This window comes from Sphingomonas sp. (assembly GCF_030145815.1).
Lineage (GTDB): Bacteria > Pseudomonadota > Alphaproteobacteria > Sphingomonadales > Sphingomonadaceae > Sphingomonas.
Genome location: NZ_JAIXHL010000015.1, coordinates 106,948 through 120,719 on the forward strand (window position 1 = coordinate 106,948; position 13,772 = coordinate 120,719).

Below are 13,772 nucleotides of genomic sequence, written 5' to 3' on the forward strand. Positions count from 1 at the left end.
GCTTAACGCATCCATGCCGCATCGCCAGCCGGCAGGGCGTAGAGCGCACATACCTGCGCAATCGGCGTACGACTTGAAACTTACATCTTGTCGGCTTTAGGGCTGTGAGCAACGTCGAGATACGCCCAGAGGAATTGGATTCCATGCCATCAGCCGTGATCGTCAGCGCAGCGCGCACCGCCGTTGCCACTGCCCGCAAGGGAACGCTCGCCAATACCAGCGCGGAGACATTGGCTCTGGCCGTGCTTAAGGAAGTTGTGACGCGTTCGGGCGTCGCGCCGGACAGCGTAGACGATGTGATCCTCGCCGAATCGCTCTATGGGGGCGGCGCAGTCGCGCGGCATGCCGCTGTCGAGGCCGGGATGACGAAGGCCGGGGGGATGGCGCTCAACCGGCATTGCGCGGGCAGCCTGACTTCGGTCGGTCTTGCCGCAGCTCAGGTCATGTCGGGGATGGAAACATTCATCGTTGCCGGCGGGGTCATGTCGATCTCGACCGCACCGAAGATGCAGCGCAGGGTGCCCGGTACGGACGAGGTCCAGGATTTCTGGATGCCGCCGACTCACCCGGACAGCCCGGAGGCACCCAATCTCGACATGTCGATCACGGTCGGCTGGAACACGGCCCGGGCAGCAGGGCTGACGCGCGAGGAACAGGATGCCTGGGCGGTCCGCTCGCACCAGCGTGCGATTGCGGCCATCGACGCGGGATATTTCAACGAGCAGATCGTACCTGTCCAGGCATTGATGCCGGATGGCTCTGCCGTGGAGTTCAAGGTCGATGAGCACCCCCGCCGCGACTCGACCATTGAGAAACTCGCCACGCTGAAAGTGCTGCATCCTGAAATCGAGGGCTTCTCGATTACGGCCGGCAATTCGAGCGGCGTCAATGATGCGGCATCGGCGATGATGGTGACCACCGACGCGGTTGCCGCGGCGCAAGGCCTCGGGGTGATGGCGAAAATTCGTGCCTGGACCTCGGTGGGCATCGATCCGGCGAAGACCGGACTTGGCGTTCTCGATGTTATCCCCAAGCTGCTGTCGCGAGCCGGGGTGGATCAGTCCGACGTGGCGTTGTGGGAGATCAACGAGGCGTTCGCCTCGGTCCCGCTGGCGGCATCGCGAATGCTCGGCATCGATGACGAGACGATCAATATCTCGGGTAGCGGATGCTCAATCGGCCATCCTGTCGCGGCGTCGGGCGGGCGGATGCTGATCACGCTGATCCATGATCTCAAGCGCCGCGGCGGGGGGCTCGGTGTCGCGGCGATGTGTGCCGGCGGCGGTCAGGCGGGTGCCGTCCTCATCGAGGTCTGATCAGTCCCGGTACCGCGGATCGGCCCGGTCGAGCTGCCGCAGCAGCGCGGGCCATTCGCGACCGCCATCGGTCGAGACGTCCGCACTCCCCGTTTTCGGGGCGAACAGCGCTGCGGTGCGCCGCTGGCTTTCCGCGCTCGGCATGACCGGGGCGCCGCCGGCCAGCGCCGCCACCTGGATCTGGCACGCCGTCTCCAGCCGCTGCATCAGCAGGAACGCTTCCGGGATCGATCGGCCGACGGTCAGCAGTCCGTGATTGCGCAGGATCAGCGCGTCGTTGGCGCCGAGCGCAGCGATCAACCGGACCCGCTCGCCCTCGTCGATCGCCGGTCCTTCGAAATCATGATAGCCGGTGCGGCCGAGGAAGCGCAGCGCGGTCTGGCTGATCGGCATCAGCCCCTGCGGCATGCACGAAACCGCGACGCCCGCGCGGGTGTGCGTATGAATGACCGCCTGCACATCGGGCCGGGCCGAATGCACCGCGCTGTGGATGACATAACCAGCCCGGTTGATCCCATAGTCCGTATCGCCCGGGTCGAGGACATTGCCCTCGATGTCGATCCGCACCAGGGAACTGGCGGTAATCTCTTCATATAGCAGTCCGAACGGGTTGATCAGCAGATCCTCCGTATTCGGGATGCGCGCCGTGATGTGATTGAAGATCAGATCCGTCATCCCGTAACGCGCGATCAGGCGATAGCAGGCGGCAAGGGCGATACGGGTGTCGCGTTCGATCGGGTTCATGCCCGATGTTCTGCGCCGATCTGCACGAACCAACAATCGCGGATGGGATGCTTTCGTTTGAACCTTTCGCCCGGGCATGTGCTGGGGCAATTTCGGCAGATGATCAGGATCTTTGGCGGACCAACCCGCTATGTGCAGGGCCCAGGCGCCATCGGCGAACTCGGCACGCTTACGGAACGGCTGACAAAACGGCCTTTGCTTGTGGTCGATGCCGATGTGCTGCCCTTCGTCGAGGCGCAACTCTCGACCGCCTTTACCGGGCGCCCCACCATCACGCTCGCCTTTCGCGGCGAGGTCACCCAAGCCGCCATCGACCTGCTGGTCGAACAGGCGGGCGACGCGGATTGCGTGATCGGCATCGGCGGGGGCAAGGGACTCGATGCGGCCAAGGGGGTCGCATTCAAGCTGGGCCTCCCGTTCATTGCCGTGCCGTCGATCGCGTCCAACGACTCGCCCACGGGCCGCTCGATGGCGATCTATAATGACGAGCATGTGCTGGTCGCGATCGAGACGATCCCCGACAGCCCGTTGCTGGTCGTCACCGACACGCAATTGATCGCAAACGCGCCCGCACGCTTCCTGCGAACGGGCATGGGCGACGCGCTCGCCAAGAAGTTCGAGGCGGAGCGAGCGGTGGCCGACGGCGCGAGCAACTTCTTTGGAACACGCCAGTTGCGCACGGCATTGGCGATTGCCGATGCCTGCTATCACACGCTGCGCGAACATGGCGTAGCGGCGATGGCGGCAGCCGAACGGCATGAGCCCGATGAGGCGTTCGAGGCGGTGGTGGAGGCGAATGTTCTGATGGCGGGGCTCGCCTGGGAGAGCGGCGGCCTGTCCTACGCCCATGCTGTCGTACGCGGGCTGGTCAAGGCGCGCGGCGCCGCCAGCGCTCCGCACGGCGACCATGTCGGCTATGCGACGCTGGTTCAGCTTGCCATCGAGGGACGCGATGACGGGTTTATAGTCGACGTGATCGGCTTCAACCGAAGCGTCGGTCTGCCTGCCTCGTTGGCGGAGCTGGACATGGGATCGCCGACGCCGGATGAAATCGCCGAAATCGCACGGCTGACGACAATCGGGCCGAAGGGCGGGCGCATCATCGTGAACGCCACCCCCGGCCAGATCGCGGACGCCATCGTGCGAGTCGAGCAACTGGCGACCCGGATATCGTGACGGCATCGCTCTTTACGCCGTTCACTCTTCGCGGCGTTTCGATGCGTAATCGCATTGGCGTGTCGCCCATGTGTCAATATTCCGCAACGGACGGGCTGGCGAACGCCTGGCATCTGACCCATCTGGCGAGCCGCGCGGTCGGTGGCGCAGGACTGGTGGTCACCGAAGCCGCCGCGGTGGTGCCGGAAGGCCGGATCAGCCCGGCCGATCTTGGCCTATGGTCCGATCGGCATGTCGAGGCGTTGCGGCCCGTTGCCGCCGCGATTGCAGCCGCCGGCGCGATCCCTGGAATCCAGCTCGCTCATGCAGGACGCAAGGGCAGCACTCAGGTACCATGGCTAGGCCGCGAGGCGGTGCCGCTCGAAGCAGGGGGCTGGAGGGCAGGGAGTGCGACCGCCGCGCCGTTCTCGGCCAGGTCGGCGCCAACCTATGCGCTCGATACCCCCGCTATTGCGGCGATCGTCGATGGCTTTGGCGCGGCCGCGCGCCGGGCCGTCGCTGCAGGATTCCGCTGGGTCGAATGCCATTTCGCGCACGGCTATCTGGTCCATTCCTTCCTGTCCCCGCTCGTCAATGATCGCACCGATGACTATGGCGGCAGCTTCGAGGGACGGGCGCGGCTGGCATTGGAGATCGTCCGGGCCGTCCGCGCCGCGATGCCGGACGATGTTCCGGTCGCGGTGCGGCTGTCCTGCGTCGACTGGACCCCCGGCGGCTGGACACTCGACGAGTCGGTGCGCCTTAGCCGGCTGCTCGGTGAAGCCGGAGCCGACCTGATCGATTGTTCGAGCGGGTCCGCGATAGCCGGTGATGCTCCGCCGAACGGGCCGGCGGTCCAGCGGGATTTCGCGCGCATTATTCGGGCCGGGACGGATATGCCGACCGCAGCGGTGGGCGGAATTGTGGCGGCTCAGGAAGCCGAGGCCATCGTCGCGGAGGGGGGCGCTGATATCGTCCTGCTCGCGCGTGCCATGCTGCGCGATCCCTATTGGGCGCTGCATGCGGCCCGAGCCTTGGGCGAAACGCCGTCATGGCCGCCACAATATGCGCGCGCGATTGGGACCGCATGACCGACGACATCATCGCAAGGCTCGACCGGATGGAGGCACTCGAAGCGATTCGGCAACTGGCATTCGGCTATGCGCTGTGCGTCGATGCGCGCGATCTCGACGCGCTGGTTTCGCTCTATGTCGATGATGTTCGAGCGGGTGGGGGCAAGCAGGGGAGGCCGGCACTGCGCGAAACCTTCGACGCGGCATTGCGCCAGTTCACCACCAGCGCGCACCATGTGACCAATCACCTGATCGAACTGCTCGGCCCCGACGATGCCATCGGGTTGGTGAGTTGCCGGATCGAGCATGAAGTCGGCCCCGATTGGGTGACGGCAAGCCTGCTCTATCATGACCGCTATGCGCGGCGGAATGGCGTGTGGCTGTTTCGCGGGCGGGTGCAGACCCGGCTCTATGCGACGGCGCAGGACGATCCGCCGGTGGGGCCGGCCAAGATGCGCTGGCCGGGCGCGCCGGTTGCGGAAACCGGCTTCCACGATTCGTTGCCGTCCTGGGCCGAATATTGGGATGGCGGGGCGGGAACGGCATGGGACGGAGAGGGTGCGGATCGGCTCGTTTCCCGCCTGCGGCGCGGCACCCGCCTGCCGCCACCGCCGCGCTACATCTTCCGGGATCAGACGGAGGAATAGCCCCCGTCCACCGGCAACACGACGCCGGTGATGAAGCTCGCCTTGTCCGAACAGAGGAATGCCACCGCATCGGCAATGTGGCGTGGCTCGCCCCAGCGGCGCATCGGTGTGCGGCCGATGACGCGCTCGCGCAGCGCTGGGTCGATCTGACGGTCGGTCAGCGGCGTGACGATCCAGCCTGGTGCGACGGCGTTCACGCGAACGCGCTGTTCAGCCCAGGCGATCGCAAGGCTCTTGGTCAGCAACGCAACGCCGCCCTTGCTCGCAGCATAGCCCGGCGCAGTACCGCTGCCGAAAAGACTCATCATCGATGCGATGTTGACGATCGCGCCGCCGCGTACAGCGAGGGCCGGCCGAAACGCGCGGCAGCAGCGCATCGTACCGGTGAGGTTGACGTCCAGCACATGCTGAAATGCCTCCTCCTCGAACGCCGCGTGACCGCGTGCGGTCGTGCCCGCGCAATTGACGAGGAAGTCGATTCCACCGGTGTCCGCGGCAAAGGCGCGGACCGCGGCGTCATCACCGACGTCCAGCGGCTTCATCGCGATTCCGGCAAAGCCTGCTTCGCCGGCCCGGGCATCGACCTCGGCCTGATCATATCCGGTGGCGACGACCGCCGCGCCCGCCGCGTGCAGTGCCTGCGAGATCGCACCCCCGATGCCGCCGATACCGCCCGTCACCACCGCGCGTTTGCCCGTGAAGTCCATTTCGCCGTCTCCTTTCTTCTGGTGGATAGTCAGAGACGGGATGCCATGACAGGGCAACGCCAGCACATGGGTGATGACTGGCCGTCCGCCGCCCCAGCCATTGACCCTGCGCTACCCCAGGCCGATGAAAGCGTGGACAGGGGCCGCGCCCTCGCGTGTTCCAATTTTGAAGCGGAGCTGCACTATGGCGTCGATCGCCAAGGATTTCCGGCCGGAAGGAATGGCCGCCAATTTTCTGCCCAAGGACCTGGTGGTCAAGATTCCGGAGGATCTGAGCAAGTGGGTCCGGCGTCCGGCCGGGCATTATTATTGCCCGATCATGTTCGACACCTCCGCCGGCATCACCGTCAACGTGCTTCACTATCCCAATCCCGGCGTGATCGGACGGCACGTGCATGACGGTCCGGTCTTCTCCTACACGATGGAGGGAAGCTGGTATTATCCCGAGCATGACTGGGTCGCGGAGAAGGGGTCGTTCGTCTGGGAGCCGCCGGGCGAGCATCACACCCTGACCGTCAAGGAATCGATGACCGCGCTCTATGTCATGCATGGCGGCCTGACCTTGCTCGACGAGAATGAAAAGCCGATCGGCTTCGACAATTGCCTTACCCTGCTGGGCTTCTGTGCCGAATGGTATCGCGAGCAGGGCTATGACGACGACTATATCAAGCAATTCATTCGCTGAGCTGCGGCGCGAATGACCGCTCGTCCGTTGGATGGCATCCGGGTCGTCGAATTCGAAGGTCTGGGACCCGGACCTACTTGCGGGATGATATTGGCCGATTTCGGGGCCGAGGTCGTTCGCATCTCACGGCCGGATTACGCGCAATGGGCTGATCCGGTCACCTCGCGCGGCAAGGGTCTGCTTGCCGTTGATCTCAAGGATCCGGCAGGGATGGCGCAGGTTCGGGAGGCGATCGGGTTGGCCGACGTGCTGATCGATCCGTTCCGGCCGGGCGTCATGGAGCGGTTGGGTCTCGGCCCGGATGATCTGCTGCAGAGCCGTGCCCGCCTCATCTACGCGCGATTGACCGGCTGGGGGCAAACGGGGCCGCTGTCGCAGCGTGCCGGCCATGATATCAATTATTTGGCGCTGTCGGGCGCGCTGGAAGGGATCGGGCGGCCGGGCGAAGTGCCGACACCGCCGCTCAACCTCACCGGCGATATGGGCGGCGGCGCGGCGCTGGCTGCCTTTGGCATCTGCGCCGCCTTGTTCGAGCGAGAGCGATCCGGGCTCGGGCAAGTGATCGACGCGGCGATCCTCGATGGCACGAGCATGCTGATGGCAATGTTCCACGGCATGCAAATCCCGCTGACGCGCCAGGACTCGCCGCTTGGCGGGTCACAGCCTTGGTATGACTGCTATGCCTGTGCCGACGGGCGGCACATCGCAATCGGCGCGCTGGAGCCGCAGTTCTGGGACAATCTGGCCGAAGCGATCGAGCTGCCGCAGCAATTGCGTGATCGCGAGCGCGTTGCCACAGACGTCATCCGCGGTGCACTGACGGCGATCTTTGCGACGCGAACGCGTGACGATTGGGACAGTCGTTTGTCGCAGCTCGATGCGTGTGCGAGTCCCGTCCTGTCTGTTGATGAAGCCATGGCGCATGCCCAGGCGCAGGATCGCGGCCGGTATCTCGAGCGCGGTGGGATTGCCCAGCCTTCGCCCGCGCCGCGTCTGTCGCGCACCCCGGCGGCGCCATCGGCTGAGCGGGACGGGTGGGCAACGGTTGAGCGCTGGCGTACGGCGGGCAGCTAGTCCCGCCGTACGCCGGCGCGCCGCTCAGAGCTTTTCGGTCAGTTCCGGAACGATCTTGAACAGATCGCCGACCAGGCCGACGTCGGCGACCTGGAAGATCGGGGCGTCTTCGTCCTTGTTGATGGCGATGATGACCTTGGAGTCCTTCATGCCAGCAAGGTGCTGGATCGCGCCGGAGATGCCGATCGCGATATAGACTTCGGGCGCGACGATCTTGCCGGTCTGGCCGACCTGATAGTCGTTGGGCACATAGCCTGCGTCGACGGCAGCGCGCGAGGCGCCAACGCCTGCGCCGAGCTTGTCGGCCAGCGGCTCGATGATCGAGGTGAAGTTCTCACCCGAGGCCAGCGCGCGGCCGCCCGAGACGATGATCTTGGCCGAGGTGAGCTCGGGACGCTCGCTCTTGGCGATTTCCGAACCGACAAAGCTCGAAAGCCCCGTATCGCCCTTGCCCGAAACGGCTTCGACCGTGGCGCTGCCGCCTTCGGTCGCAGCCTTTTCGAACGCGGTACCGCGAATGGTGAGCACCTTCTTGGCGTCCGACGACTTGACCGTGGCGATCGCGTTGCCGGCGTAGATCGGGCGGGTGAAAGTGTCGGCGCTTTCGACCGACAGCACTTCGCTGATCTGCATCACGTCGAGCAGCGCGGCGACGCGCGGCGCGATGTTCTTGCCGGTGGTGGTGGCGGGCGCGACGAACGCGTCGTAGCCGGCCATCAGATCCGCGACGAGCGGCGCGACATTCTCAGCCAGCGCATGGCCATAGGCCGCGTCATCGGCGAGCAGCACCTTCGACACGCCCGCAATCTTGGCAGCGGCATCTGCCGCGCCCTGCGCACCCTGGCCAGCGACCAGCGCGACCACGTCGCCCAGCTTGCCGGCAGCGGTGACGGCGGCCAGCGTCGCGTCCTTCACCGACGCATTGTCATGTTCGATCCAGACGAGAACGCTCATGCCACAACTCCCAGCGTCTTGAGTTTGCCGATCAGTTCATCGACGTCCGCAACCTTGACGCCGGCCTGGCGCTTGGCGGGCTCTTCAACCTTCACCACCGACAGGCGCGGGGTGACGTCGACGCCATAATCGGCGGGCGTCTTCTGCTCCATCGGCTTGCTCTTGGCCTTCATGATGTTGGGCAGCGAAGCATAGCGCGGTTCGTTGAGGCGAAGATCGGTAGTGACGATCGCGGGGAGCTTGAGCTTCACGGTCTCGAGGCCGCCATCAACCTCGCGGGTGACGTCGACGCTCTCGCCCGACACTTCGACCTTGCTGGCGAAGGTGCCCTGGGCCCAGCCGAGCAGCGCGCCCAGCATCTGGCCGGTCTGGTTGTTGTCGTAGTCAATCGCTTGCTTGCCCAGGATGATCAGGCCGGGCGCTTCCGCCTCCGCGACCTTCGCCAACAGCTTGGCGACGCCCAGCGGCTCGACCTTGTCCTCGGCGACGATCAGGATCGCGCGATCGGCGCCCATCGCCAGCGCGGTGCGCAACGTTTCCTGCGCCTTCTGCTCGCCGATCGAGACCACGACGATCTCGGTCGCCGCGCCCTTTTCCTTGAGACCGATCGCCTCTTCGACGGCGATTTCGTCGAACGGGTTCATGCTCATCTTGACGTTGGCGAGATCGACCCCCGTCCCGTCCGCCTTCACCCGCGGCTTCACGTTATAGTCAAGCACGCGCTTGACCGGCACCAGTATCTTCATTCCGTTTCTCCGACCGCCTCGAGGCTTTGGATTGCATCGCGCGCCATGCGGAAACCACGGCTCTCCCGTCAATGCGAACGGCGGTTTGATCAGGAGGGTGATGGCGAGGGCTCGAAGCTTGCCGGGTGCGGCGTGCGCCTTCTAGCAGCAGTCGCGCCAAAGGAGTTTCCATGACTGAATCGCCGTCCGTGATCTGGCAGATTGACGAAGGCGTGGCGATCGTGCGGCTGAACCGCCCCGAACGGCTCAACGCTCTCACGCTCGAGATGCTCGATCGACTACGCCATACGCTTGACGAAGTCGTGGCTGCGGGCGCGCGCGCGATCCTGGTGACCGGCGAAGGCCGTGCCTTCTGCTCGGGAGCCGATCTCGCTTCGAGCGAAGACCGACTGACCAAGCGCGACTTGGGCGATGCGGTGCGGGCTCACTATAATCCGTTGGCCCAGACCTTCGCGGCGCTGCAGGTGCCGGTCGTAACAGCAGTGAATGGCGCGGCAGCCGGAGCTGGCGTTTCGATCGCGCTTTCGGGCGATATCGTGGTCGCAGCGCGCTCTTCCTATCTGCTGCTCGCCTTCGCCAATATCGGGCTGGTGCCCGACGCCGGCGCAACCTGGCTGATCGGCAGGTCGGCGGGGCGGCTCAAGCTCCTCGAAATGGCATTGCTCGGCGAACGGTTGACCGCCAATGCGGCGCTCGATGCCGGATTGGTGACGCGGGTAGCAGACGATGATGCATTGCTGGAAACGGCATTGGCACTCGCGCGCAAACTCGCCGCGATGCCGACAGTTGCGCTGGGACTGATCCGTAAACAGGCGGCGGTCGCGCTCAGCGGCACGCTCTCTGATCTGCTCGAGGTTGAAGCCGTCCATCAGCGCCGCGCCGCTGATACGAGCGATTTCCGCGAAGGAGTCGCCGCCTTCCTCGACAAGCGCAAACCCAGCTTCACGGGGCAATGATCCCCCCAGCTACTCAAGGAAATCCATCATGACTGACGTTCTCATCCTCTCCGGCGTCCGGACCGCGATCGGCGACTTTGGCGGCGCGCTGAAGAACGTGCCCGCGGCCGATCTGGGCGGACTGGTGATCGGCGAGGCGATCGCGCGCGCGGGCATTGCTGCCGATGCGGTCGGGCATGTGGTGATGGGCAATGTGATCCCTTCGACGCCCAGCGACGCCTATCTGGCACGCGTCGCGGCGGTGCGTGCGGGCGTGCCAGTGGCGGTGCCCGCGCTGACCGTAAACCGGCTGTGCGGGTCGGGGCTGCAGGCGATCATCTCTGCGGCACAAGGCATTGCGCTTGGTGAATGCGGGGTGGCGGTTGCGGGCGGGGCCGAGAATATGAGCCAGGCGCCACATTATGTGGCCAGCGCGCGGTTCGGCCAGAAGATGGGCGATATCCAGATGCTCGACGCGCTCACCCGTACGCTGAGCGATCCGTTCGACCAGGTTCATATGGGGGTGACTGCGGAGAATGTCGCAGCGCAATGCGGCATCGATCGGGCGGCGCAGGACGAAGCCGCGGTCGAGAGCCATCGCCGCGGGGCGCGTGCGATCGCCGAGGGGCGATTCCGCGATCAGATTGTGCCGGTCGAGATCAAGAGCCGCGGCGGCACCGTGATGTTCGATACCGACGAGCATGTTCGTGCCGAGGCGACGCTGGAGGATATGGCGAGGCTGCACCCTGCCTTCCAGCGCGACGGAACGGTCACCGCGGGCAACGCTTCGGGAATCAACGATGGTGCTGCGGCGGTGGTGCTGGGTTCGCCCGAGGAAGCGCAGCGGCTCGGGGCCAAGCCGCTCGCACGGATCCTGGGCTGGGGCCATGCCGGTGTAAAACCGCGGGTGATGGGGCTTGGGCCGGTCGAGGCGGTGCCGATCGCGCTGCGGCGCGCGGGCGTGACGCTCGACCGGATCGACGTGATCGAGTCCAACGAAGCGTTCGCAGCGCAGGCGTGCGCAGTATCGGCGCAGCTCGGGTTCGATCCCGAGAAGACGAACGTCAACGGATCGGGCATCTCGCTGGGCCACCCGGTCGGTGCAACTGGGGCGATCAATACCGTCAAGCTTCTCTATGAACTCCAGCGATCGGGTGGCCGCCTCGGCCTCGTTACGATGTGCATCGGCGGAGGACAGGGCATCGCGCTGGTGATCGAACGACTGGACTGAATTTCGACCGGTCCAGTCCGCTCGCTTGCAGCTCCCACACGCCGGCGCATCATCGTGCCCCCTGAAATGTCTTGCGCCCCGCCCGTGACCGGGCGGCCGCGTGCTATGGCGCGGCTGCACCTTGCCACCGAGCCCCGGTGGGTCTCGGCCATGCGGTAACGCCCGCTGGCGTGAAGGCCCTGCGGGCCAGCGGTCGCCGCTTGCGCGGCGGCGTTGTGGGTGGCCCGCCGGCAGCGGGGATGGGCGACCGCTCGCAGCAAAGGCCGGTTCGGGCCGCCGGCAAGCCGGGCCTTGCCCGGCTGCTCCACTTCGTTCCGCCCCTTCGGGTGCCGGTGCCCCTTGGGGAACCGGCCTCCTTGCTCGCTCGCCGCCCACCCCCGCTGCCGGGGGCCATGCTGGTTCTGGGGCGGCGAGGAGGAGAAGATGCCCCGCCACCGCCCCGCAGGAGATGTGCCGCGCGCCAGCCTCTATGATGAGGTCACCCAGCGCATTGTCGCCGAACTCGAACAGGGCTGCTTTCCATGGGTTCAGCCATGGGACAGCGCCGCCGCCGCGCCTTCGCTGCCGCGCAATGCGCTGACCGCGCGCTGCTATTCGGGCGTCAATGTCCTCATCCTCTGGGCGTCGGGCGTCGCGGGCGGCTTTTCCTCGCAAAGCTGGCTGACCTTCCGTCAGGCCCAGCAGGCCGGAGGCTGCGTGCGCAAGGGCGAGCGCGGTACGGGCGTCGTCTTCGCCGACCGCTTCCCCAAAGCCAGAGCGTTGCTGCGCGCACCTGGCTAGCCGAGCGCGAAGCCGACTTGCTGCCAGTCGGCTTATTTCCATGTTGTGTTCACGCTTCCCGCTGAGGTCGGCGTCATCGCCTTCCAGAACAAGGCACTGGTCTACGACCTCCTGTTCCGCACCGCATCGCAGACGATGCAGATCATCGCAGCTGACCCCAAACATTTGGGCGCGCGCATTGGCATTACCGCTGTGCTCCACACCTGGGGTTCGGCGCTGACCCATCACCCGCACATCCACATGATTGTGCCGGGCGGCGGCATCTCGCTCGATGGGACACGTTGGATCTACGCACGTCCAGCGTTTCTCCTACCTGTAAGAGTACTCGGTGCGCTGTTTCGTCGGCTGTTCCTGACCCGCCTGCTTGCACTTCACGATGCTCGCCAGCTCAGCTTCTTCGGCAGCATGACGCATCTTGCCGACCGAGGGCATTCCTGCGCCACCTGTCGCCGGTCCGCAAGAAACGCTGGGTGGTCTATGCCAAGCCGCCGTTCGCAGGTCCCCAGGCCGTGCTGGCCTATCTGTCGCGCTATACCCATCGGGTCGCCATCTCCAACAGCCGGCTGCTTCGGTTCGATGAGACTGGCGTCACGTTCCGATACAAGGATTATCGCCACAGCGGTGGCGACCGCCAGCAGGTGATGACGCTCGTCGCAGACGAGTTCATCCGCCGGTTCCTGCTGCACGCCCTGCCGCGCGGGTTTCACCGCACCCGCCATTATGGCCTGCTCGCCAGCGGCACCCGACGGACCAACCTCGAACGCGCCCGCCAGTTGCTAGCGGTCGCACCGCCCAAACCCGATGACGCGCCCCTCGAACGGGCCGATGCCCAGCCGCCTTGCCCGTGTTGTGGCGGGCGCATGGTCATCATCGAGATCTTCGAACGCCGATATCAGCCCCGCGCGCCGCCCTTGGTCATCAGCGCATCCGGGAGCTCAGGGTCGTGATCCGGCACGGCATATCCTCGATCACCCGCGCGACAGCTCTGTCGCGGGGAACGTCGGACCCTGCGTCCAGCCTCCACAAAAGCGGACTCTCCCCTGCCAAAATCGGCCGGTCCGCTTTTGCATGCCCTCCTCGTCGCCCGAAATGTAGCCGGTCCGCTCTCAAATCCGTCCGCATATTGGCAGCACCCGCCACCGCCCAGAGCAGGCCAAAGCCCAAATCCCCATAGACCACCGCCGCGGGGCCCGCGGGTTCGGGCACCGCCGACTTTCCGACGCCTCACGGCGTCCGAAACTCTAAACGAAGGCGGACTAGCAGCTTTTAGGCGACCAGCGAGCGACAGCTGCCATTGCCATCCATATCATCGGTCGGCCGTTTGGAGGCGACTCGTTCGAACGCAGCTTCGGAGCTCAACAATCAGCCGCGCGATGCGACCAGCGTTTCGATTTGCCGCTCCACCTTGCTCATGCCTTCGGCGCTGGTGATTGCAATCTCAAGCGGACGTCCGCCGCAGCCGGCATGATGCTCGTTCAAGAAAGCGACGGCGTTCTCGCGGCCAAGCGCCAGGAATGCCTTGGTGGTAATCAGACCTTGCCGGCGCAGTGCGTCGGGATGGAGCCTGGGCGTATCGAATTTCTTGCGAAACACCTTGGTGCGGACCCGTTTTTCATCGGGCTGCCCCAGCTCTGCCGCAGCGCTCAATGCACGTCCCCACGGAAAGGGGAAATGGCACCAAGCGCGATCTGATTCAGGCTCCGCAAGGAGACTGGGTTTGAGCGA

At 65.6% G+C, this 13,772-nt stretch carries 13 protein-coding genes and 2 pseudogenes; 10 read left to right on the forward strand and 5 right to left on the reverse strand.

From position 1 onward, the window contains the following. The first annotated feature begins 143 nt into the window (after nt 1–143). Nucleotides 144–1,316 carry a thiolase family protein gene (locus KYX69_RS14635; RefSeq protein WP_300498530.1) on the forward strand — a complete coding sequence of 391 codons (1,173 nt, stop codon included), beginning with the start codon at nt 144–146 and terminating at the stop codon, nt 1,314–1,316. Here the strand turns inward: KYX69_RS14635 and KYX69_RS14640 are convergent, their stop codons facing one another. Further along, nucleotides 1,317–2,138 (reverse strand): class II aldolase/adducin family protein, encoded by an 822-nt coding sequence (locus KYX69_RS14640; RefSeq protein WP_126003464.1) that lies wholly within the window; start codon nt 2,136–2,138, stop codon nt 1,317–1,319. 21 nt (nt 2,139–2,159) lie between these two features. Between KYX69_RS14640 and KYX69_RS14645 the strand changes: the two genes are divergently transcribed. The 3 genes from KYX69_RS14645 to KYX69_RS14655 are packed head-to-tail and all read left to right on the forward strand — an operon-like array spanning nt 2,160 to nt 4,935. Beyond that, entirely contained in the window at nt 2,160–3,236 is a 1,077-nt protein-coding gene (locus KYX69_RS14645) for a glycerol dehydrogenase (RefSeq protein WP_164523220.1), read from the forward strand. Then, entirely contained in the window at nt 3,233–4,306 is a 1,074-nt protein-coding gene (locus KYX69_RS14650; RefSeq protein WP_300498533.1) for an NADH:flavin oxidoreductase/NADH oxidase, read from the forward strand. The genes KYX69_RS14645 and KYX69_RS14650 overlap by 4 nt, the downstream gene beginning before the upstream one ends. Further along, nucleotides 4,303–4,935: a nuclear transport factor 2 family protein gene (locus tag KYX69_RS14655; RefSeq protein ID WP_300498535.1), complete on the forward strand. Its 633-nt coding sequence runs from the start codon at nt 4,303–4,305 to the stop codon at nt 4,933–4,935. Before KYX69_RS14650 ends, KYX69_RS14655 begins: the two co-directional genes overlap by 4 nt. Here the strand turns inward: KYX69_RS14655 and KYX69_RS14660 are convergent. Further along, complete coding sequence (locus KYX69_RS14660; RefSeq protein ID WP_300498537.1) at nt 4,920–5,642, reverse strand: SDR family NAD(P)-dependent oxidoreductase; 723 nt, start codon at nt 5,640–5,642, stop codon at nt 4,920–4,922. The two genes, KYX69_RS14655 and KYX69_RS14660, sit on opposite strands and share 16 nt — an antisense overlap. A gap of 184 nt (nt 5,643–5,826) precedes the next feature. Here KYX69_RS14660 and KYX69_RS14665 point away from each other — a divergent pair, with 184 nt between their 5' ends. Both KYX69_RS14665 and KYX69_RS14670 read left to right on the forward strand, forming a co-directional pair. Further along, nucleotides 5,827–6,327, forward strand: coding sequence for a 2,4'-dihydroxyacetophenone dioxygenase family protein (locus KYX69_RS14665; RefSeq protein ID WP_066581594.1), 501 nt, complete (start codon nt 5,827–5,829; stop codon nt 6,325–6,327). Nucleotides 6,328–6,339: 12 nt separating this feature from the next. Further along, nucleotides 6,340–7,401 (forward strand): CaiB/BaiF CoA-transferase family protein, encoded by a 1,062-nt coding sequence (locus KYX69_RS14670; RefSeq protein WP_126003469.1) that lies wholly within the window; start codon nt 6,340–6,342, stop codon nt 7,399–7,401. Between the two features lie 24 nt (nt 7,402–7,425). Here the strand turns inward: KYX69_RS14670 and KYX69_RS14675 are convergent, their stop codons facing one another. Next, complete coding sequence (locus KYX69_RS14675; RefSeq protein ID WP_300498541.1) at nt 7,426–8,355, reverse strand: FAD-binding protein; 930 nt, start codon at nt 8,353–8,355, stop codon at nt 7,426–7,428. Beyond that, the gene (locus KYX69_RS14680) at nt 8,352–9,101 is read right to left on the reverse strand and encodes an electron transfer flavoprotein subunit beta/FixA family protein (protein ID WP_126003471.1); all 750 of its coding nucleotides are present in this window, start codon (nt 9,099–9,101) and stop codon (nt 8,352–8,354) included. The genes KYX69_RS14675 and KYX69_RS14680 overlap by 4 nt, the downstream gene beginning before the upstream one ends. A 170-nt stretch (nt 9,102–9,271) precedes the next feature. On the opposite strand from KYX69_RS14680, the gene KYX69_RS14685 reads away from it, so the two are divergent. From KYX69_RS14685 to KYX69_RS14700, 4 genes and pseudogenes are all read left to right on the forward strand, one after another. Then, nucleotides 9,272–10,057, forward strand: a complete 786-nt coding sequence (locus KYX69_RS14685) for an enoyl-CoA hydratase-related protein (protein WP_126003472.1) — start codon at nt 9,272–9,274, stop codon at nt 10,055–10,057. Between the two features lie 28 nt (nt 10,058–10,085). Continuing rightward, entirely contained in the window at nt 10,086–11,267 is a 1,182-nt protein-coding gene (gene bktB / locus KYX69_RS14690) for a beta-ketothiolase BktB (protein ID WP_300498544.1), read from the forward strand. Between the two features lie 423 nt (nt 11,268–11,690). Further along, nucleotides 11,691–12,020 (forward strand): annotated as a pseudogene (locus KYX69_RS14695) (ArdC-like ssDNA-binding domain-containing protein); the annotation flags it as partial. A gap of 11 nt (nt 12,021–12,031) precedes the next feature. After that, nucleotides 12,032–12,994 (forward strand): annotated as a pseudogene (locus KYX69_RS14700) (IS91 family transposase); the annotation flags it as partial. Between the two features lie 415 nt (nt 12,995–13,409). On the opposite strand, the gene KYX69_RS14705 reads toward KYX69_RS14700, so the two are convergent. Next, on the reverse strand, nt 13,410–13,772 hold a 363-nt coding region (locus KYX69_RS14705; RefSeq protein ID WP_300498546.1), incomplete at its 5' end, for a hypothetical protein.